The 19,738-nt window shown below is 73.8% G+C and carries 16 protein-coding genes; 8 read left to right on the top strand and 8 right to left on the bottom strand.

The annotated features are described in order from the left end of the window. Positions 1-130: 130 nt before the first annotated feature. From LRS74_RS30015 to LRS74_RS30005, 3 genes are all read right to left on the bottom strand, one after another. Positions 131-1,075 (bottom strand): arylamine N-acetyltransferase, encoded by a 945-nt coding sequence (locus LRS74_RS30015; RefSeq protein WP_277743942.1) that lies wholly within the window; start codon positions 1,073-1,075, stop codon positions 131-133. A gap of 71 nt (positions 1,076-1,146) precedes the next feature. Next, positions 1,147-2,484 (bottom strand): MFS transporter, encoded by a 1,338-nt coding sequence (locus tag LRS74_RS30010; RefSeq protein WP_277743941.1) that lies wholly within the window; start codon positions 2,482-2,484, stop codon positions 1,147-1,149. 506 nt (positions 2,485-2,990) lie between these two features. Beyond that, on the bottom strand, positions 2,991-3,764 hold the full coding sequence (locus LRS74_RS30005; protein WP_277743940.1) for a polysaccharide deacetylase family protein: 774 nt from the start codon (positions 3,762-3,764) through the stop codon (positions 2,991-2,993). A 320-nt stretch (positions 3,765-4,084) separates the two neighbouring features. Between LRS74_RS30005 and LRS74_RS30000 the strand changes: the two genes are divergently transcribed. Then, positions 4,085-4,792, top strand: coding sequence for a YoaK family protein (locus LRS74_RS30000; RefSeq protein WP_277743939.1), 708 nt, complete (start codon positions 4,085-4,087; stop codon positions 4,790-4,792). Between the two features lie 201 nt (positions 4,793-4,993). After that, positions 4,994-5,773 (top strand): aminotransferase class IV, encoded by a 780-nt coding sequence (locus LRS74_RS29995; RefSeq protein WP_277743938.1) that lies wholly within the window; start codon positions 4,994-4,996, stop codon positions 5,771-5,773. Between the two features lie 110 nt (positions 5,774-5,883). On the opposite strand, the gene LRS74_RS29990 is transcribed toward LRS74_RS29995, so the two are convergent. Continuing rightward, positions 5,884-7,281: an MFS transporter gene (locus tag LRS74_RS29990; protein ID WP_277743937.1), complete on the bottom strand. Its 1,398-nt coding sequence runs from the start codon at positions 7,279-7,281 to the stop codon at positions 5,884-5,886. Positions 7,282-7,286: 5 nt separating this feature from the next. Further along, on the bottom strand, positions 7,287-9,593 hold the full coding sequence (locus LRS74_RS29985; RefSeq protein WP_277743936.1) for an MMPL family transporter: 2,307 nt from the start codon (positions 9,591-9,593) through the stop codon (positions 7,287-7,289). A gap of 95 nt (positions 9,594-9,688) precedes the next feature. On the opposite strand from LRS74_RS29985, the gene LRS74_RS29980 reads away from it, so the two are divergent. Next, on the top strand, positions 9,689-10,369 hold the full coding sequence (locus LRS74_RS29980) for a TetR/AcrR family transcriptional regulator (protein WP_277743935.1): 681 nt from the start codon (positions 9,689-9,691) through the stop codon (positions 10,367-10,369). Here the strand turns inward: LRS74_RS29980 and LRS74_RS29975 are convergent. The 3 genes from LRS74_RS29975 to hemH all read right to left on the bottom strand — a co-directional run bounded on the left by LRS74_RS29975 (position 10,336) and on the right by hemH (position 13,639). Beyond that, positions 10,336-10,875 (bottom strand): L-2-amino-thiazoline-4-carboxylic acid hydrolase, encoded by a 540-nt coding sequence (locus LRS74_RS29975; protein ID WP_277743934.1) that lies wholly within the window; start codon positions 10,873-10,875, stop codon positions 10,336-10,338. The two genes, LRS74_RS29980 and LRS74_RS29975, sit on opposite strands and share 34 nt — an antisense overlap. Positions 10,876-11,099: 224 nt before the next feature. Next, on the bottom strand, positions 11,100-12,539 hold the full coding sequence (gene hemG, locus LRS74_RS29970; protein ID WP_277743933.1) for a protoporphyrinogen oxidase: 1,440 nt from the start codon (positions 12,537-12,539) through the stop codon (positions 11,100-11,102). Continuing rightward, a complete protein-coding gene (hemH, locus tag LRS74_RS29965; RefSeq protein WP_277743932.1) occupies positions 12,536-13,639 on the bottom strand; it encodes a ferrochelatase in 1,104 nt (367 codons plus the stop codon). Before hemH ends, hemG begins: the two co-directional genes overlap by 4 nt. Positions 13,640-13,824: 185 nt before the next feature. Here hemH and hemE point away from each other — a divergent pair, with 185 nt between their 5' ends. Genes hemE through hemB form a run of 5 tightly spaced genes read left to right on the top strand, consistent with a single transcriptional unit; the run spans position 13,825 to position 19,571 of the window. After that, entirely contained in the window at positions 13,825-14,991 is a 1,167-nt protein-coding gene (gene hemE, locus LRS74_RS29960; protein WP_277743931.1) for a uroporphyrinogen decarboxylase, read from the top strand. Beyond that, positions 14,988-15,947 carry an oxygen-dependent coproporphyrinogen oxidase gene (gene hemF / locus LRS74_RS29955; RefSeq protein WP_277743930.1) on the top strand — a complete coding sequence of 320 codons (960 nt, stop codon included), beginning with the start codon at positions 14,988-14,990 and terminating at the stop codon, positions 15,945-15,947. The genes hemE and hemF overlap by 4 nt, the downstream gene beginning before the upstream one ends. After that, positions 15,944-17,608: a glutamyl-tRNA reductase gene (gene hemA, locus LRS74_RS29950; RefSeq protein WP_277743929.1), complete on the top strand. Its 1,665-nt coding sequence runs from the start codon at positions 15,944-15,946 to the stop codon at positions 17,606-17,608. The genes hemF and hemA overlap by 4 nt, the downstream gene beginning before the upstream one ends. Continuing rightward, positions 17,605-18,546, top strand: a complete 942-nt coding sequence (hemC, locus tag LRS74_RS29945; protein ID WP_277743928.1) for a hydroxymethylbilane synthase — start codon at positions 17,605-17,607, stop codon at positions 18,544-18,546. Before hemA ends, hemC begins: the two co-directional genes overlap by 4 nt. Further along, positions 18,543-19,571: a porphobilinogen synthase gene (gene hemB, locus LRS74_RS29940; RefSeq protein WP_277743927.1), complete on the top strand. Its 1,029-nt coding sequence runs from the start codon at positions 18,543-18,545 to the stop codon at positions 19,569-19,571. Before hemC ends, hemB begins: the two co-directional genes overlap by 4 nt. Positions 19,572-19,738: the final 167 nt, after the last annotated feature.

Raw genomic sequence — 19,738 nt, 5'->3', positions numbered from 1 at the left:
GCCTTGGCCCGTGGCTCGCCGCTCTCCGGCGGGCCGGCCGGCGCCGAACCCCGCTCGTGGGCGTCGTCGCCCGCGGCGCACCCTTCGATCGTCATGCGCCGTGGCGGCGGCGGCAACCGGGCGGCGGCGCTCAGACCGACAGGGTCACGTCCGCCGGCAGTTCGATGCCGAAGTCGGACGCCAACACCCGTACCACCTCCGCGCCGTCGGCCAGTTCGCGCCGGGTGCGGGTGCCGTCGGGGAGGATCTCCTCCACCTTCCGACCGACGAGGGCGAGGTGTCTGTCGACGAAGGTCCGCTGGACGTACAGCTCGTGCTGGAACGGGGAGCGGGGGTTGGTGGCGATGTGCCAGTTGATGACCTCGTAGTCGGCGGGCTCGAAGGGCTCCACCGTGAAGGAGTACTGGTCCTCCCACTCACCGTCCTGGACGCTCTGCAGCACCCACATCTCCAGCGGTCCGCCGTGCGGCTCCAGCACGAGACGGTGGCGGCGCCGACCGGCCCGGACCTCCGCGTCGGCCACCAGCGGGATGGCCTCGTAGAGGCTGCCGGTGCTGCCGAAGCCGACGTCGGCGACGAAGGGGCCGCGCTCATCGCCCTCGGTGACCGTCACCAGGAGCAGCTTGTGGGTGCGCGGGCGCGTCTCGCCGGGGCGGGCGCCGACGAGGACGCGGGCGGTGAGCCGGGTGACCGTGAAGCCGAACGCTTCGAGGGCGGCGGCGAACAGGGTGTTGTGTTCGTAGCAGTAGCCGCCTCGGTTGCCGCGGACCAGCTTGGCCTCCAGGTCGGGCAGGGCCAGGGAGGGGGCGCCGCCGAGGAACGCCTGGATGTTCTCGAACGGGATGTGGACCAGGTGGGCCCGCTGCAGCGAGCGCAGCGTCTCCGCGGTCGCCCGCCGCTCGCCGGACCACCCGATGCGCGCCAGGTAGGCGTCGAGGTCGAAGGCGGGGGCGGGGGCGGGGGTCGGTGCGGCCGGGGAGTCCGGGGAGTCCGGGGAGTCCGGGGCGGAATCCGAGACGGAGAGGGAGGCCGAGAGGGAGGGGGAAGCTGAGACGGATGCGTGCGCTTGGGCCATGGCTTGACTGTAAGTGATCACTGGGGGGGTGTTCCTCCGACGATGGGGCGGTGACCGCTGGTCCGGTGGGCCTAGGCCCGCCGACTGACGACCTCCGCACCCGCCGGCTCAAGGTCGGGCCCCACGGCGCCGCCCACTCCCCCGGTCGCCACCCCCTCGACCACCCGATCCCCGACCACCCGATCCCCGACCACCCGGTCCTCGACCACCCGCTCTTCGGCGACGCGCTCTTCGGCGGCCCACCCCTCGGGCGACTCCGCGCCGGAAACCTCCGCCCGGCGGCGTCGGAGGTCGGGGAGGACGGTGACGACACCGATGGCGGCCATGGCGGCGCCGAGCCAGAGCGGGGCCCGGAGGCCGAACTCGTCGATCGCGGCGCCACCGACCGAGGACCCGATGATGATGCCGAGCGTGATGAACGAGGAGTGCACGGTGTTCACCAGCGGGCGGGCGTTGCCGGCGCGCTGGACACGCGTGGTCATCGCCGGGTTCATGGTGACGCCGACCAGCCCGATGCCCATCATGAGCAGCACGGTCGGGACGGGGAGATGGGCCAGCAGCGCGAACCCGACCAGGAAGAGCAGGTTGAGGAGCGGGCCGCAGAGCAGCACGGGGGCGGTGTACCGGTCGGCGAGGCGGCCGACGACGGTGTTGCCGACCACGCTGGCGGCTCCGTAGGCGACGAGCAGCAGCGGCACGGTCCCGGTACCGAAGCCGGTGACCTCGGTGAGGATCGGGTTGAAGTAGCTGAACGCGGAGAAGGTGGCGCCGATGACGCAGGTGCTGGTGGACAGCGTCAGCCACAGCCGGCGGTTCGCGAAGACGTGGAGCTCCTGCCGGAAGCCGCCCTCCCCCTCCACCGGGTCCAGCCGCTCCACCCCCACCAGGGTGCACAGCGCGGCGAGCACCGTCAGCAGCGAGATGGTCCAGAAGGCCGCGCGCCAGCCCAGGTGCTCACCGACCACGGTGGCCAGCGGCAGCCCCAGCAGGGTTCCCAGCATCAGGCCGTTCAGCGCCACGGCGATGGACCGGCCACGCAGCTCGGGGCGGGCCAGCTGGACGCAGATCGAGATGGCGACCCCGAAGAACGCCTGTGCGGCGACGCCGGTGATGATCCGCGCCACCAGCATGGCCGTGTAGGTGGACGCGGTGGCGGCCAGCACGTTGCCCGCCAGGAAGATCCCGAAAAGGAGCATGAGCGCCGACTTCTGGCGCATCCTCAGCAGGGCCACGGTGAGGAAGGGGCCGCCCACGGCCATGGCCACCGCGAACGCGGTGATGAGGTAGCCGATCCGGGATATGGAGACGTCCAGGCCCTCGGCCATCTGCGGCATGAGCCCGGCGACGACGAACTCGCTGGTGACCATGGCGAAGATGCCCATGGCCAGGACGTATACGGAACGTGGCATGCGGGTGCTCCCGACTCGCTTGACCGTGCTTTTGGATCGCTTGGTTCAGAATCCGGACGCAAGCACGCCCCCACACCCCGCGACCCCCGCACGCTATCACGTTCTGGACTGACCGATCCAATACTCGGGGTAACGAAAGGCCCCGCTCGGCAGCGGGGCCACAAAACTTCTCAAAACGGACCCCGAAAAGCCTTGACTCGGGGCGAATACGGAGGAAACTTCGTAGTACACCAGAAGACCGAAGAGAGCCGCACCGTCGATGGAGACGTCTATCGGCCCGAGTGACCCACTTATCGGTTCTGGCCAGGCCCCCGGCAGATCCGCTCGGCTTCAGGATCGTCAGCGACGGTTGAGATCCATGGAATCGAGAAGGACTACCGGGGACTGCATGTCCGGGCCCTTCCGCGGCCCCGACGCCCCCCTCCCCTCGCGGGACATCACCCCCGAGGGATCAGCGACCGCCCCCTGAGGGGCGGTCACTCATGGACGGCACACCCCGCCCGGCCTCACGGGCGGTACACCTCACCCGGCTCGGGCTCCGCCGGAGCCAGCAGCTGCGGCACGGTCACGAAGGTGTAGCCCTGCTTCTTCAGCTCCGCGATGATCCCCGGCACGGCCGGCACGGTGCCCTTGTATATGTCGTGGAGCAGGATGATGCCGTCCCGGTCGGCCTGGTCCAGCACCCGACTCTTGATGAGGTCGGAGTCGTTGGTGGAGTAGTCCTTGGCGGTGACGCTCCACAGCACCTGTGAGAGGCCGAGCTCCCGACTGATGCTGGTCACCTCCTTGTCGGTGCGCCCCTGCGGCGGACGCATCAGCACCGGCTTCCGGCCGGTGATCTTCGCTATCGCGTCCTGGGTGCGGGAGAGCTCCTCGCGTATCTCGTCCCCGTCCAGGTCGGTCAGGATGCGGTGGGTCCAGGTGTGGTTGGCGACCTCGTGCCCCTCGTCGGCGATGCGGCGCACGACCTTCGGGTACTCGAGGACGTGGTTCTTGCCGAGCAGGAAGAAGGTCGCGGGCACCTTCTCCCGCTTCAGCGTGTCCAGCAGCTCGGGGGTGTCCTTGCCCGGGCCGGCGTCGAAGGTGAGCGCGATGCACTTGGCCTTGCGGCAGTCGACCGACCCGAACTTCCCCTTGGCGCCGGACTCGGCGTCGGATCTGGCACTCTTCGGCGAGGTCGTGTCGACGGACGAGCAGCCGCTCAGTCCCAGCGTCAGCGCGGCGGCCGCCGCCAGGGCGGCGGCCACACGGGACCGTACCGTCGATGCACTCCTCGGCATGCCAGAACTCCCTTGGGACGAAGGAAACGCAAAACGTCACCCGGAGACGCACTCCGGGTGACTGATCCCAGGACTGTACAAGCGGTGTATACACGCCAAGTCGGCGGGGTCCGTTTTCTTCGAGAGAGCCCCGTTCTCCCTGGTCAGTCGCCATACGCCCGATGTCGCTCCGACCACAGCGGGCGGCCCATCCCACGGGCTCCCCGATAGGTCCGGCCGGCCCCACGCCCATCCGGTGCGAGGGACGCCCGCCCTCACGTCACGCCCACACATGGCGCAATGCGCCGCCGAAGCGGCGCACCGCGCGGAGACTCGGGCGCGTGAAGGCGCGGCCCGGAGCACTGACGGCGGTCATGGTGACGCTCACCGTCACGACGGGGGTGATCGAGGCGGTCAGCTTTCTCGCGCTCGGCCCGGCCTTCACCGCGATGCAGTCCGGCAATCTGCTGTTCCTCGCCTTCGCGATCACCGGAGCCGCCGAGCTCTCCGCGAAGGCGTCACTGGCCTCGCTGATCGGCTTCCTCGTCGGCGCCGGCCTGGGCGCCCGGTTGGAGTCGAGCGTGGACGTCCGGGGCCGTCGCTGGTTCCTGGTGGCGCTGTTCACCGAGGGCGCGCTGCTGGCGGTCGCGGGGCTGGTGGGCTGGCGGCTGGAGCGGGCCCACCAACCGCTCAGCGGCTGGCACCACCTGACGACCGCACTGGTGGCCGCCGCGATGGGGATGAGGAATGTGACCGCGCTCCGGGCCAAGGTGCCGGACCTGCCGACCACCCTGGCCACCCGGTCCATGGCCGCCCTCGTCGGCGGCTCACCGCTCGCCCTGGACCACCGGATCGCCCCCGGCCTTACCAACGAGCTCCGGCGGGCGGCCGGGGTCGGCGCGCTGTTCGGGGGCGGCGTGCTCGGCTCCTGGCTGCTCCACGAGATCAGCAGCCCGCCGGCGGTGCTCCTCGGCACGGCCGCCGCGGTCGTGCTCGTCGCGGCCGGATTCAGCCTCGCGCCGGGTCACGAACGCCCCGCGCACGACTGACCCCGCCGGAGCAGGCGGGAGCGGGCCGAGCCGCGGGCCCGGCAGGCCGGCGGCTCGTGTTCCGGAAGGACGTGGCGCCGGCCGGCGCCGCGCTGATGCCGCTCGCCCTCTTCTCGTACGCGGACGGCGAGCTCGGGCCGACGCCGACCGGTCCGCTGTTCCCCGGTCGGCTGACGCCTCCGGGCTGCGAGACTGTGGCCCATGGCGGAACTGAACGGACGGCCGGCCGACGCGGACGCGCTGCGCGCGCTCGGGCTGACGAACTACGGCCACTTCACCACGATGCGGGTCGAGGACGGCCGGGTACGGGGCCTGGAGCTGCACCTGGAGCGGCTGGCCCGCGACTGCCGGACGGTCTTCGGGGTCGAACTGGACCTGGAGCGGGTGCGCGACTACGCACACCGGGCCGTGGCCGGTCGCGGCGGGGCGCTCGTGGTGCGGGTGACCGTCTTCGACCCCGATCTGGACCTCGGCCGCCCCGCCGCGCCGGCGAGCCCCCAGGTGCTGGTCACCCACCGTCCCGCCGCCGCCTGGCCGCTGCCGCCGCTGCGCGCCCGGACCGTGCCGTATGTGCGCGACACCCCGCGGGTGAAGCACGTGGGGCTCTTCGGCGCGCTGTACGCCCGCCGGACGGCGCAGCTGGCCGGCTTCGACGACGCCCTGTTCACCGGGGAGGGGGAGCTCGTCTCCGAGGGCGGCACCTGGAACGCGGGCTTCGTCGACGCGGACGGCACCGTGGTGTGGCCGGACGCCGAGGTGTTGCCGGGCGTCACCCAGGCCCTGCTCCAGCGCGCCGGAGACCACCGCACCGCGCCCATCACCGCCGCGGAGGCCCGGGGGATGGCGGCCGCCTTCGCGACCAACACGGCCTTCGGCGTCCGGGCGGTCAGTGGCATCGACGACGCGTCGCTGCCCCCGGACCACCCGGTGCTGGCCGCCCTGCGCGCACGCTATCTCGCCCACCCCGGCGAGCCGTTGTAGCGGTCCCGGCGGGGCGCGCCGTGACCGTCGGACATCGCCGCCGCGTCCGTACGGCCCGCACGGCCCGGTCCACGGCCGTGCGTCCGCGGGGCGCCGGCGGCGGGGCCGGATCAGGAGTCGGGCCGCGCGAAGCGCACGGCCACCACCACCGCGCCGAGGACGGAGAGCACACCGCCGCCCAGGAGTGCGAGGCGCAGCTGATCGGTCGTCACCCCGCCGCGGAAGGCGAGTCCGGCCAGGGCCGCACCACAGGCCGCCCCGGCCAGCCGGCCCAGGGAGAGCCGGGCGGAGGCGTCGCCGTGCCGGGCGGCGGGCACGGAGTTCAGGGCCGCACGGGAGGTGGCCGGGAAGAGCAGCCCCAGCCCCAGGCCGAGCAGCAGGCCCCCCGGGAGCAGCGCCCAGCCGTGCAGCGGTACGCCGAAGGGGGCGTAGACCGCGAAGGCCAGGGCGCAGGCCGCGAATCCGGCCAGTGCCGGACGGCGCTCACCGTGCCGGTCCGTGAGTCGCCCGGCCGGCGGGCCGAACGCGCCGATGCACAGCGCCAGCACCATCGGGGCCGTCGCCGCCTCCAGCACGCCGTACCCGGCGGCGTGTTGGAGGTACTGCTCCATGGCGAAGAAGGTCCCGATCATCAGGGCGAAGGTCACCGCCGCGACCGCGGAGGCGGTGTGCACCGTGCGCATCGATCCCGCCGGGGCCGGTGCGGCCGTGCCCGCGGCGGCCTCCGACATCGATGCGGCACCCGGTGCGGCGGTCGGCGAGCCCGCCCGTACCGGGTCGGGCGCGGCAGCCGGCACGCCGGGTGCGGCCGGCGCGTGTGGTGAGGACGCGGCAGCCGGCCCCGCCGCCGGACCCACCTTCCAGAGCACCGCGCCCAGCGCCGCCAGGCCCATCGGCAGCAGCGCCCACCAGTTGGCGCGCCAGCCCCACACCTCGGTGAGCACTCCGCCCAGCAGCGGGCCCACCAGGTTGGACAGCCCCGAGGCCGCCCCCCAGACGCCCAGCGCGGTGCCGCGGCGCCGCGCGGGGAACCCGGCGACCGCTCCGGCGAGCGCCGCCGGGCTGGCCAGCCCGGCCCCCGCGCCCTGGATCACCCGCGAGACGACCAGCAGCGCGAAGTTCTGGGCGAGCGCGCCCACCAGGGTGCCGGCGCAGAAGAGCGCCAGTCCGACGACGGCGATCGGCCGGGGTCCGAAGCGGTCGACCAGCCGTCCGCCCGGCAGCAGTCCGAGCGCGTACACGGCGAAGTAGGCGGTCAGCGCCCAGGAGGCGGTGTGCGCCGACACGTCCAGCGCACCACCCACCTCGGGCAGGGCCACGGTCACGATCGTGCCGTCCATCTGCAACAGGGCGGCGACCGCGGTGCACACCGCCAGTTGGACCCAGGCCGCGCGCGGCACCGGCACCGGCGTCGGGGGCGCCGCCCCCGGTACGCCGGGCCCTCCGCCGCCGGCGCCCGGGGCTCCGTTGCCCGTCGCCCTCGCCGGGGACGGGGTCGTCTCGGCCATCGCGGTCAGCTCCTCTCCCGGGTGGGGCCGGATCGCCCGGCCGGCCACCACGCCCGCTCTCCCAGCAGCCAGGTGATCGCGGGTACCAGCACCACCCGTACCAGCACGGTGTCCAGCAGCACGCCCAGCGCCACCGTGAAGCCGAGCTGGAAGAGCATCACCAACGGAAGGATCATCAGCATCGAGAAGGTGCCGGCGAGGATGACGCCCGCGCTCGTGATCACGGAACCGGTGGTGAGCAGCGCGGTGCGCATCGCGGTCCTGGTGTCCCGGTGACGGGTCTCCTCGCGCACCCGCGCCATCAGGAAGATGTTGTAGTCGACGCCGAGGGCCACCAGGAACAGGAAGGCGAAGGTGGGTTCCACCGGGTTCAACCCGTGCTGGCCGAGGAGCTCGCGGAAGACGAACACCGAGATCCCGAAGGCGCCGAAGAAGGAGACGATCACGGTGGCGATCAGGTAGAGCGGCGCGACCAGGGCCCGCAGCAGCACGATCAGCAGCGCCAGGACGATGACGAGGACCAGGGGGACGATCAGCCGCAGATCGCGGTCCGCGGCGTGCTTGGTGTCGAGCTGCACGGCCGGATCGCCGCCGGTCATCGCCCGGACACCGGTGGGCAGCCCGCCGTCCAGCGCCTCCCGTACCGCGCTGATCCGGGCCAGGCCGGTGGCGTCGTACGGATCGGCGTCCAGGACCACGCGCAGCTGTCCGATCCGGCCGTCCGCGGAGCGGGCGGGGAGCACGGTCGCGGAGGCGACGTCGGGCACGGACCGCACCTGCCGGGCCGCGCGGGTCAGATCGGACTCCCGCAGCGGGCCGTCGACGCGCTCCACCAGCACGGTGGTGGGTGCCGCGGTGCCGGCCGGGAACGCCTCGGAGATGGCGCGGTAGCCGGCCGCGGAGGAGGTCTCGGCGCGGAAGGCGTGCAGCATGCTCATGTCCTCGGTGTAGCTCGCCAGTCCCGCCGAGCCGGCTGCGAAGAACGCCAGGGTCGCCCCGACCGCCCAGACCGGCCGGCGGAACACCGCCGCCACCACGCGCCGCCACGGCCGGGAACCGGCCGCCACGGCCGCCTCCCCGCCCCGTAGCCCTGCCGATGCCCCTTCCGGCGCCCCTGCCGGTGTCCTGTCCGACGCCCCTTTTGTTGTCTCCGTCGCCTCCGCCGGCTCCGTCTCTCCTCGTGGTCGTCCCGACGGCCCCGCCGGCTCTCCCGTTCCCCGCTTCCCGGCCGCGCGCCGCAGCAGCGGTCGGTGCCCGAACAGCACCAGCAGCGCGGGCAGCAGGGTGAAGGTGCCCAGCAGGACACAGCCGGTGCCGACGATCCCGACCGGGCCCAGCACGCGGGTGGAACCGAGGCGGGCCGCGAACAGCGCCGCCAGCGAGGCCATCACGGTCAGCCCGCTGAAGAGCACCGCGGGCCAGGCGCGGCGCACCGCGCGGACCATCGCGGCGCGCGGCTCCGGGTCGCTCCGCAGCTCCTCCTGGTAGCGGGCGGTCAGCAGGAGGCAGTAGTCGGTGCCGGCGCCGAACATCAGGATGAGCATCAGCGACACGGCCTGGTTGTTGACGAGCATCCCGCCGTGGGCGGCGAGTGCGTAGACCACCCCCGCGGCCAGGACGTACGCGAAACCGACCACGACCAGCGGGATGAACGCCAGTAGCGGCGAGCGGTAGACGACGAGGAGCAGCGCCAGCACGAGACCCGCGGTGGCCAGCAGCAGCCGCAGGTCGACATCGCCGAAGACCGCGATGGCGTCCGCGCTGATGCCCGCGGGCCCGGTGATCTCGGTCGTCACGCCGTGGGGCGGGTGGAGGGCGTCCCGCAGCGACTCGACGGTGTCCCGTACGGCACGCCCCTTGGTGGCCGACACCGGCACCACGGTCACGGCGACCGAGGCGTCGCGGGAGACCAGCCCGCGGGTGGGGCGGCCGTCGGCGGTGAACGGGGCGACCGGCCGCTGGGTGCCTGGCACCGCCCGCAGCCGGTCGACGTCGGCGAGCACCGCCCGCCGGTCGGCCTCGGTCAGCCCGCCGGGGCGTCGGTGGACCACCAGGGCGGGCAGTGAGTCGCCGTCCGGGAAGCGCTCCTTGAGCAGCCGTGACACCTGGGTGGACTCCGCGGAGCGGGGCAGGAAGGCGGCGGCGCTGTTGCTCTCGACGTCCCGCAGACGGGACTGGTACGGACTCGACGCTCCGGCGATCAGCAGCCAACCGAGCACGACCAGCCACAGGATGGCGCGCCGTCGGGAACGCCCGGGCGGGCGCGGTGTTCTCGTTCGTGCAGAGGTGGTGCCGTCAGTGCCTAACCGCACGGAGAGACCGCCTTAGACTCTACGACCAGAGGGCGACAAGCAATGCAGATGCTAGACCGGCCGTCAGGTCATGGACAAGTTGTCTAAGGGGTGGCGTGGTGCTGAAGGATGCGCACGAGTCCAAGGCGTCGGGGACCAAGCCGTCGCGGAGTTCCGACTGGGACCGGACGCTGGCCGAGCACAAGGAGCGGGTGCGCACCGCCATCGGTCAGGCCGCCGTGCAGATCGCGGCGGAGCAGGGGCTGGCCGGCACCACCATGGCGAAGATCGCCGAGCGGGCCGGGGTCTCCCGGGCCACCGTGTACAACCACTTCCGCGATGTGGAGCACGTGCTGCTGGAGGTGGTCCAGGAGGAGGTCAACCGCTTCTACGCCGACCTCAGCGAGCGGATCGCCGAGGCGGTCGGCCCGCAGGCCCGGCTGGATGCCTTCCTGCTGGCGCACCTGGAGTACTTCACACAGCCACAGCGGCGTTCCGGCGCGCTCCAGCTCCAGGCCCTGGGCATCAGCCCGGCCGTACGGACCCGGATGACCGCGCACACCGACCGGCTGCGGGCGCTGCTGACCGAGGTGCTGGAGGCCGGGCGCGCGGAGGGCGTCTTCAGCGCGGAGACCAACCCCCGGCGCCACGCCGAGCTCGTCATGCATCTGCTCTCCGGCGCCCGCGAGCAACTGCTGCGCGGCGACGCCCCGGTGGCCGAGATCGCCGCGGACCTGATGCTGCTGACCCGCTGCGGGCTGGGTCAGCCCGCGGGCGGGGCGGCGGCCCGGGAGTAGCGGAAGACGCAGACGTGGTGCCCGTCCGCCCGGCGGCGCAGGCTCTCGATCGTCAGCTCCGGGAAGGCCCGCCGGGTGGCCTCGAAGTCCAGCTCGCACAGGATCGGCCGGGCCTCGGTCTCGCCGAGGTCCTGGGCCGCCGTCAGACACATGCAGGTGCGGCACACCTCCATGCAGGCGTCCTCATCCTCGGTGGAGACGTCGACGGCCTCCTCCAGGAAGCCCATGGCCGCGAAGCGGGGCAGCGCCTTGCCGATGCCCTCGGCGAGTGAACACCCGGTGATCAGCGGCCCCATGCGGGCGGCCTGGCGTTCCGGATAGCCCTCCAGCAGCACCTCTCGCGCCTTGTCCGTGCCGTGCTCGGCCTCCAGCTCCAGATAGCGGCGCAGCCGCTCCCGCAGCATCGCGCGGGCCTGCGCCCTCGTGTCTCTCCTCGGCTGCCCGCCGGGGGTCACCGCGCCCTCGGCGTGGTCGGTGCCGCCCGTGCTCTCGGTGCCGTCCGTCACGTGACCTCCTGTTTCGTCGTCTCGTTCGCCGCGTCGTCTCGTCGTCTCGTTTCGCCGCGTCGCCTCACTCCTTCCGTCGTCTCGTGCGTCTCGTGCGTCTCGTTCGTCTCGGCGGCTCGTCGTCCCGGGAGCTCGGCGGGTCGTTCACCTCGTGCGCCCGGCTCGGCTGGATCCGCCGGCGTGTCCGATCGTCGCGCCCGCTGCCGCGCGCCGGGCACGGACGGTCAGGCGCGCCCGGAGGGGCGGGGGTCGAGCGGCAGCGGCGGCCGGGCGCGGATCGCGGTGAGCACCTCATCCGCCACCCGACGGCCGTCCCGCACGCAGTCGTTGACCGCGACCCCGTGGCAGGCCGCGCCCGCCAGATGCAGCCCCGGCACGCCGGCGACCTGTCGCAGCACGGCGTGGATCCGGCCTCCGTGACCGAGGTCGTACTGCGGGATCCCCTCGGTCCAGACGTGGTCGTGCACGAACTCCGGGCGGACCGCGGCCCGGTAGAGGGCGCAGAAGTCGAGGTGCGCGGCGGCCACCGCCTCGTCCCCGGCCAGTCGGGCGAACTCCGGGTCCTGCGCACCACCGGCGAAGGCGCGCAGCAGCACCGCTCCGGGCGGCGCGGAGTCGGGGAAGACGACCGAGCTGTGGACGGCGCCCAGGATGCGGGTTCGCTCCCCCGGCACCGTCAGATAGCCGAAGCCGCGTGGCGCCACGCCCAGTTCGCCGCCGGGGTAGCCGAGAGCGAGGACCCGAACCGCCGCGTGCCGCAGCGCGGCCAGGACCTCGGCCGCGGTGGGCAGGTGCGGGCCCAGCAGGCGCGCGGCCACGGGCGCCGGCACGGTCAGCACGACGTGGTCGGCCGACACCGGCTCCGCGCCCGCCACGGCCAGCCGCCAGCCGCCGTCCGGCGCCGGCTCGATGCCGGTCACCGGTGCCGCGGTCCGGATGTCGGTGGCGAGACGGCGGGCGAGGGTGTCCACCAGCACCCGCATGCCGCCGTCGCGGAAGCTGGTCAGCCGCGGGCCGGGCGGGCCGGCGCCGGGCGGGAGCCGTCGGGCGGCGGCGGCCTGGCGGCGGCGGGCCCGCAGGGCGGCCAGCAGCAGGCTGCGGTGCTCCCGCTCCAGGGTCCTGATCCGCGGGAAGGCGGCGTCCAGGCTGATGACGGCGGGGTCGCCGGCGGTGACTCCGTGGACCAGCGGGGCGGCCATGAGGTCGGCGGCGGGCCGGCCGAAGCGGCGGGCCAGGAAGGTGTGGACGCTCTCCTCGCCCGCCGCCCGGCCGACCAGCGGCTCGGCCGCCACCCTGGCCTTGGCCCAGGGCGACAGCAACCCGCTGGCGAGGAACGCGGGCACGCCGTCCGGGAGCGGGCGCAGCCGACCGTGGCGCAGCAGGAAGCGGTCCCGCGCGGCGTCCGCCGCGCGCACCAGGGCGGGCGCCAGACCCAGCGCCTCGGCGAGGGTGCGGGTGTCCGAGCCGTTGTCCATGAAGCCGTTGGGGCCGAGGTCGACGGTATAGCCGTCGGCGCGGTGTACGGCGATCTTGCCGCCGACGGCCTCCGCCGCCTCCAGGACGGTCACGGCGGGCGCGGCCGGCGCGGCGCTCAGCTCGAAGGCGGTGGTGAGTCCGGTGATGCCGCCGCCGACCACGGCGACCCGCGGACGGGTCCCGGTCACCGCTGCGGGTGCAGCGGGGGCTGCCGATAGGGGTGGGCCGGGTTGAGGATCTCCCGACAGCTCTCGTTGGCGCAGCCGTGGCAGCGCAGTCCGAATTGCGGACCGGCGCAGTCGCCGGAGCGCAGATGGTCGGCGACGACCTGGGCCAGCGCGTCAAGGAACAGCGGGTCGTCATTGGGCGCCGGCGCACGGTGGAATTCCGTTATTCCGGCGTTCCTGGCCACCTCGGCGAACTCGATGTCGATCTCCGACAGCGTATCGAGATGGTCCGTCGTGAAAACGATTCCCACTATCAGAACCCTACGCCGACCCTGTTTTCCGAGGGCTTCCAACACCGATTCCGTGTTGGGCCCCTGCCAGGAAACGGGGCCCACGTCGGCCTGGAAACACAGCGCGTATTGCAGGTCCTCGTCGAGCTCGCGCATGACATCGCGCACCGTCCCCGCGACTTCCTGAAGGTAGGGATCCCCCTGATTGATCACCTTCCTGGGGAGCGAGTGGGCGCTGAAGAGTACAACTGCGTCCCGGCGTTCCGTTTCCGGGAAACTCCCCAGCCCTTCCCGCACCTTCGCTGTCATGGCTCGAACAAATGACGGATGGGCCGACCAGCGGTCGATGACGCTCCACTGGAAGGTGTTCGCCAGCCCCAGCCGGCGGGCGTCGCGCCAGAGCTGACCCAGGCTCGAGCCGGTGGTCGAGCAGGAGTACTGGGGGTACTGCGAGAACGCCACGGCCCGGCGCACCCCGTCCGCGGCCATCTGCCGCAGCGCGTGCTCACTGCTCGGTTCCGTATAACGGAAGGCCAGGTAGAAGCGGTGCGGCGCGGTTTCCGGGCACAGCGCGTCCAGGCGCTTGACCATGCCCTCGCCCTGCCGGGTGGTCCAGTCGTACAGCGGTGAGCCGCCCCCGATGGCCTGGTACAGCCGCTGGAGCTTCGGCGTGCGACGGCGGGCGATGAACGGACCCAGCCGCTCCTGGGCGGGCAGTTGGATGATCTCCCGATCCAGGAAGAGATTACGCAGAAACGGCCCCACGTCGCTAAGCGTACGAGGACCACCGAGGTTCAACATCACGACCCCGGTGGGATTTTGATCAGCCATATGTGGCACACCCCCGATTTCTCATGCACGTTCATTGCGGTGTGGTTCTCCGGCGGCGGTTCTCCAGGACTCTAGGCACATCCTTGACAGCAATACAACCCCCTTACAGACTGTCAAAGGCCCCGTGTACAGAGCGAGGTACCGGGCGCCACAGGGGGGAACCAACGGGGAACGGAGTACCGGGGATGAGTCTGTTTCTGGACGCCGCGCGGGGGAAGGACACCGCTCGGGCACCCATCTGGATCATGCGCCAGGCCGGCCGCTACCTACCGGAATACAACGCGATTAAAGAGCGTCACGGCTTCTGGGAGATGTGCCGAAATCCCGAGCTCGCAGCCGAGATCACGCTCCTTCCGCTGAAGCGATTTCCGCTGGACGCGGCGATTCTGTTCAGCGACATCATGACGCCGCTCGCCGACATGGGCGTGACGGTCGACTTCGCCCCGGGCCCGGTCATCGCCGACCCGGTGCGCACCGAAGCCGACGTGGCGCGGCTGCGGGTGCCGGAGCCGGGCGCCGTCGCGCCCTTCGTCGCCACGGCGGTCGGCATGGTCCGCGAGCGCTGCCCCGTGCCGCTGATCGGCTTCGCCGGGGCGCCGCTGACCCTCGCCACCTATCTGGTCGACAGCGGCGGCGCCCGCGACGGCCATGCCGCCTTCCGCGGCTGGCTGCACCGCGAGCCGGTGGCCGCGCACCGACTCCTCACCAAGCTGACCGAGCTGACCACCGGCTATCTGCGCTCCCAGATCGCGGCCGGGGTGCAGGCTGTGCAGCTCTTCGACAGCTGGGCCGGGGCGCTGAGCCCGGCCCTGTACCGGGAGTTCGGGCAGCCCTACGCCGCCCGGGTGCTGGACGCGCTGGGCGACTCGGGCGTCCCCCGCGTCTACTTCGCGGTCGGCGCCCACCATCTGCTCGCCGACGTCTCCACGCTGTCGGCGGAGGTCTTCGGCATCGACTGGCGCACCCCGCTGGACACGGCCCGCCGGGCGCTGCCCGGCCGGACGCTCCAGGGCAACCTCGACCCCACCGCGCTCACCGCCGAACCGGCGGCCCTGGTCGAGCGGGCCCGCGAGGTGCTGCGGCAGGGGCTGGGCGGCCCGCACCTCTTCAACCTCGGCCACGGGATCCGCCCGGACGCGCCGCCCGACCACGTAGCGCGGCTCATCGAGGCCGTGCACGCCTTCGACCGGCACGCCGCCGCCGAGCACCGCGACGCCGCCGAGCGCCCTGAGGCCGCCGCACCCCACGCCGACGACGCCGCGCGCCGGCACACCGGTGCGCCGCGCGCCTCGGCCGAGCGCCCGACCGAGGCGGGACGGCCCGCCGGGACACCCCGGGGGGCGGACGCATGACCCGCCGCGTCTCCCGACCCGCGCCCCACCGCGACCAGGTGCTGGGGCTCATGCTGGACGCCCAGGCCGAGCTGATCGCGGCCTTCGAGGAGTGCGACGGGGCCGCCGGGTTCCGTGCCCAGGACTGGACCCGTCCCGGCGGGGGCGGCGGCCACGCCCGGGTCCTGGAGGCCGGTGCCGTCTTCGAGCGGGCCGGGGTCAACGTCTCGGCCGTCGAGGGCGGACGGGTGCCGGAGGCCATCCGGGAGGCCCACGGGCTGGACGCGGACTCCGGGTTCTTCGCCACCGGACTGTCCACCGTGCTCCACCCGCGCAACCCCTGGGCCCCGTCCTTCCACGCCAACTTCCGCTACTTCGAGGTGGACGGGGACCGCACCTGGTGGTTCGGCGGCGGCGCCGACATGACCCCCTGCTACGGCTTCGAGGAGGACGCCCGCCATCTGCACCGGACGCTCAAGGAGTGCTGCGACACCTACGACCGGGCGTTCTACGCGGACGCGAAGAAGGCGTGCGACGACTACTTCCACCTCCCCCACCGTGGGGAGGCCCGGGGGGTCGGCGGCATCTTCTTCGACCATCTGCACCCCGAGGGACCCGACGGCTGGGACCGCGGCTTCGGCCTGGTCCGGCGCGGTCTGGACGCGCTCCTGCCCGCCTATCTGCCGATCGTGCGGCGCCGCATGGACACCCCGTACGGCGAGCGGGAACGGCGCTGGCAGCTGCACCGGCGCGGCCGCTACGTCGAGTTCAACCTGGTCTACGACCGCGGGACCCAGTTCGGGCTGCAGACGCGGGGCAACACCGAGGCGATCCTCATGTCGCTGCCGCCGATGACCGCCTGGAGCTTCGACCTGCGCCCGGAGCCCGACAGCCCCGAGGCCCGACTCTCCGACTTCCTACGGCCCCGCGACTGGCTGGCCCTGGAATCCCTCGAGCCGGTAGAGACCCGACGATGACGACGCTGGTCATAGGAGTGAGCCACCGCGTCGTCCCGCAGGCGGTCCTGGAGCGGTTCGCGCTCACCGCACCCGACACCGCCATGCTGCTGGACCGGCTGTCCGCGACCCCCGCGATCGCGGAGGCCGCCGTCCTCGCCACCTGCAACCGCGTGGAGATCTACGCCGAGACCGGGCAGCCGGACCCGGAGCCCTACGCCGTCGCGGCCCCCGGACCCGGAGCCGGACCGCACGACGCCGCCGTCGGCGACGCGCTGGCCGGGCTCGGCGCCCTCACCGGCAACTCCACCGAGGAACTGCGCACCCACTGTTACGTCCACCGGGGGCCCGCGGCCGTCGAGCACCTCATCCGGGTGAGCTGCGGCCTGGACTCCATGGCGCTCGGCGACGCCCAGATCCGCGGGCAGATCCGCGCCGCCTACACCCTCGCGGCGCACCACGGCAGCGTCGGACCGGTGCTGCACGGGCTGTTCCAGCACGCCCTGCGGGCCGGCAAGCGCGCGGAGAGCGAGACCGGCGTCGGCCGGTCCGCCGCCTCCATGGTCGGCGTCGCCCTGGACGCGGCGGCCGAGGCCGTGGGATGGCTGGCCGGCCGCCGGGCGCTGGTCGTCGGCGCCGGGACGCTCGGCGCGCTCAGCGCGGCCTCGCTGCACCGCGCCGGGGTCACCGACGTCACCGTGGTCAACCGCAGCCCGGAGCCCGCCCGCCGACTGGCGGCCCGGCACGGCCATCGCAGCGCCGGTCTGGAGGAGTTGCCCGCGCTGCTGTACGACACCGACCTCGTCCTCTCCGCGACCGGCGCCAGGGAGCCCGTCGTCACCCGGGAGCTGGCGGCCCCCGCCCTGGCCGGGCGCGCCGCCGACCGCGGCCCGCTGGTCCTCGTCGACCTGGCCCTCCCCCGCGACGTCGATCCGCGACTGGCGGCCGAGCCGCGGGTACGGCTGATCGACCTCGCCGCGCTGGACACCCGGCTGAAGGAGACCGCGGCCCTGGTGCCGGTGGACGACGCGTACCGCATCGTCGCCGAGGAGACCGCCGCCTACCACGACGGCAGGCGGCGGGAGCGGGTCACCCCGCTCATCGTCGCGATGCGCAGCAACGCGCTGTCCATCGCCGAGGCCGAGGTGGACCGGCTGCTCGACCGGGCGCCGGCGCTCACCGGCTCGGTGCGCGGCGAGGTGGAGCGCACCGCCCGCCGGATCGCGGAGAAGCTGATGCACCGGCCGACGGTGCGGGTGCGGGAGATGGCCGCGCAGCCGGACGGACACGCGTATGTGCAGGTGGTCCACGATCTGTTCGGGCCGGCCGAGCCGGCGGGACCGCCCGGCCCGGGGACAGCCGCCGAGCCGGCGGGACCGCCCGGCCCTGGGACGACCGCCAAGTCAACGGGGTCGCCCGGTCCGGGGACAGCCGCCGAGTCGGCGGGACCGCCCCGCCCGGGGACGACCACCGAGCCAGCGGGACCGCCCCGCCCCGGGACGACCACCGAGCCGCCGGGACCGCCCCGCCCCGGGACGACCACCGAACCGGCGGGACCGCCCCGCCCGGGGACGACCACCGAGCCGTACGAGCCGCCGGGGCCACCGCCCGCGCCGACATCCGCGACCACGCCCACGCCCGCGACCCACCCCGCACCGAAGACCGGAGGCGACCGACCATGACGACCGGCATCTCGACCCGGACCCTGCGCATGGGCACCCGGCGCAGCGCCCTGGCCCTGGCCCAGTCGGCCGGCTGCGCCGAACGGCTCACCCTGCACACCGGCGTGCCGGTGCGGACCGTCGGCATCACCACCGAGGGCGACACCAGCACCGCGGCCATCACCTCGATGGGCGGTACCGGGGTGTTCGTCCAGGCGGTGCGGAGCGCGCTGTCGGCCGGGCGGATCGACTTCGCCGTCCACTCCTACAAGGACCTGCCGACCGCCGTGCCCGAGGGGATCGTCGTGGCGGCCGTACCGGCACGAGAGGATCCGCGCGACGCGCTGGTGACCGCGGACGGCCGCCGGCTGGACGAGCTGCCCGACGGCGCGCGCGTGGGGACCGGATCGCCGCGCCGCGCGGGCCAGTTGCTGGCGCTGCGCCCCGGCCTGGAGGTGGTCCCGCTGCGGGGCAACGTGGACACCCGGCTGGGCCGGGTGCACTCCGGGGAGCTGGACGGGGTGGTGCTGGCGGCGGCCGGCCTGGCCCGGCTGGGACGGCTCGGCGAGGCCGCCGAACTGCTCGCCCCGGGCCGCTTCGTGCCCGCCCCCGCGCAGGGGGCGCTGGCCGTCGAGTGCCGCGCCGACGACCCCGACCTGGCCCGGCTGCTCGGCGTGCTGGACGATCCGGCGACCCGTACCGCGGTCGAGGCCGAGCGGGCGGTGCTGGCCCGGCTGGAGGCCGGGTGCAGCGCGCCCGTCGGCGCGTACGCCCGGGTGGTGGGGGCGCCGCCCGGTGCCGAGATCGACCTGACCGCCGTCCTCACCTCCACCGACGGCCGGCTGCGCACCCTGCGCACGCTGCGCGCCGCACCGCCCTACGAGGCCCCGACCGTCGGACACGACCTGGCCGACGCGCTGCTGAAGGCCCACGCACGCATCGAGGGAGTCGCCCCGTGACCCTGCACACCGAACCGCCCGCCGAACCGCCCGGACCGCGGCGGCCCACCGTCCGCCCGCGGCGGCTGCGCGCCACCGCCGCGCTGCGCGGGCTGGTGGCCGAGACCCGGTGGCATCCGCGGCAGCTGATCCTGCCGTTGTTCGTCAAGGAGGGCGTCGAGGCTCCGCAGCCGATCCGTTCGATGCCCGGCGTCGTCCAGCACACCCTGGACTCGCTGCGGAAGGCGGCGCGCGAGGCGGCCGACGCCGGCGTGGGCGGGCTGATGCTCTTCGCCGTCCCCGAACGCAAGGACGCCACCGGCTCGGAGGCGTTCCGACCCGACGGCATCCTCCAGCGGGCCATCCGGGAGACCGTCGACGAGGTCGGGGACGAGACCGTCGTGATGAGCGACGTGTGCCTGGACGAGTTCACCGACCACGGCCACTGCGGCCTGCTCACCCCGGACGGCCGGGTGGACAACGACGCCACCGTGGACGCTTACGCGGCGATGGCGGTGCTGCACGCCGAGGCCGGGGTGCGCGCCGTCGGACCGAGCGGGATGATGGACGGTCAGGTGGGCGCCATCCGGCGGGCCCTGGACGAGACCGGCCACCACGACGTCGCCATCCTCGCCTATACGGCGAAGTACGCGTCCGCGTTCTACGGGCCCTTCCGGGACGCCGTGGAGTGCGATCTGCGCGGGGACCGCAGGGCCTATCAGATGGACCCGGCGGGCCGGCGGGACGAGGCGCTCCGTGAGCTCGCCCTCGACGTGGCGGAGGGCGCCGACCTGGTGATGGTCAAGCCCGCCCTGGCCTACCTCGACATCGTGCGGGCGGTGGCGGACACCTCGCCCGTGCCGGTGGTCACGTATCAGATCTCGGGTGAGTACGCGATGGTGGAGGCCGCCGCCGCCCGGGGGTGGCTCGACCGGGAGCGGGTGATCCGGGAGACCCTCACCGCCGTCCGCCGGGCCGGCGCGGACGCCGTCCTCACCTACTGGGCCCTGGAGGCCGCCCGCTGGGCCGCCGACGACGACCTGTGACACCGACGGCCGGGGGTCGCCGGCCCCCGGCCGGGGTACCCGTCGCCGAACAGGCGTGCATGGTTCCCGGCCGGCGCGGCGGCCCCGGCCGCCCGCGTCGGCCACGCGCCCTCTCGGAGACGTCCCCCGTCGGGCGCGGTCCGGCCACGCGTCCCCGTGCGCTACCG

Origin of the sequence: Streptomyces sp. LX-29 (assembly GCF_029541745.1) — a bacterium.
In the GTDB taxonomy this organism is placed as follows: domain Bacteria; phylum Actinomycetota; class Actinomycetes; order Streptomycetales; family Streptomycetaceae; genus Streptomyces.
This window is presented reverse-complemented; position numbering and strand designations above follow the sequence as displayed.

Bases quoted from the DNA above. Each gene is read 5' to 3' on its own strand.
- LRS74_RS30015 (WP_277743942.1), bottom strand. From the start codon at position 1,075: ATGGCCCAAGCGCACGCATCCGTCTCAGCTTCCCCCTCCCTCTCGGCC.
- LRS74_RS30010 (WP_277743941.1), bottom strand. From the start codon at position 2,484: ATGCCACGTTCCGTATACGTCCTGGCCATGGGCATCTTCGCCATGGTC.
- LRS74_RS30005 (WP_277743940.1), bottom strand. From the start codon at position 3,764: ATGCCGAGGAGTGCATCGACGGTACGGTCCCGTGTGGCCGCCGCCCTG.
- LRS74_RS29995 (WP_277743938.1), top strand. From the start codon at position 4,994: ATGGCGGAACTGAACGGACGGCCGGCCGACGCGGACGCGCTGCGCGCG.
- LRS74_RS29990 (WP_277743937.1), bottom strand. From the start codon at position 7,281: ATGGCCGAGACGACCCCGTCCCCGGCGAGGGCGACGGGCAACGGAGCC.
- hemH (WP_277743932.1), bottom strand. From the start codon at position 13,639: ATGGCTGATCAAAATCCCACCGGGGTCGTGATGTTGAACCTCGGTGGT.
- hemE (WP_277743931.1), top strand. From the start codon at position 13,825: ATGAGTCTGTTTCTGGACGCCGCGCGGGGGAAGGACACCGCTCGGGCA.
- hemF (WP_277743930.1), top strand. From the start codon at position 14,988: ATGACCCGCCGCGTCTCCCGACCCGCGCCCCACCGCGACCAGGTGCTG.
- hemA (WP_277743929.1), top strand. From the start codon at position 15,944: ATGACGACGCTGGTCATAGGAGTGAGCCACCGCGTCGTCCCGCAGGCG.
- hemC (WP_277743928.1), top strand. From the start codon at position 17,605: ATGACGACCGGCATCTCGACCCGGACCCTGCGCATGGGCACCCGGCGC.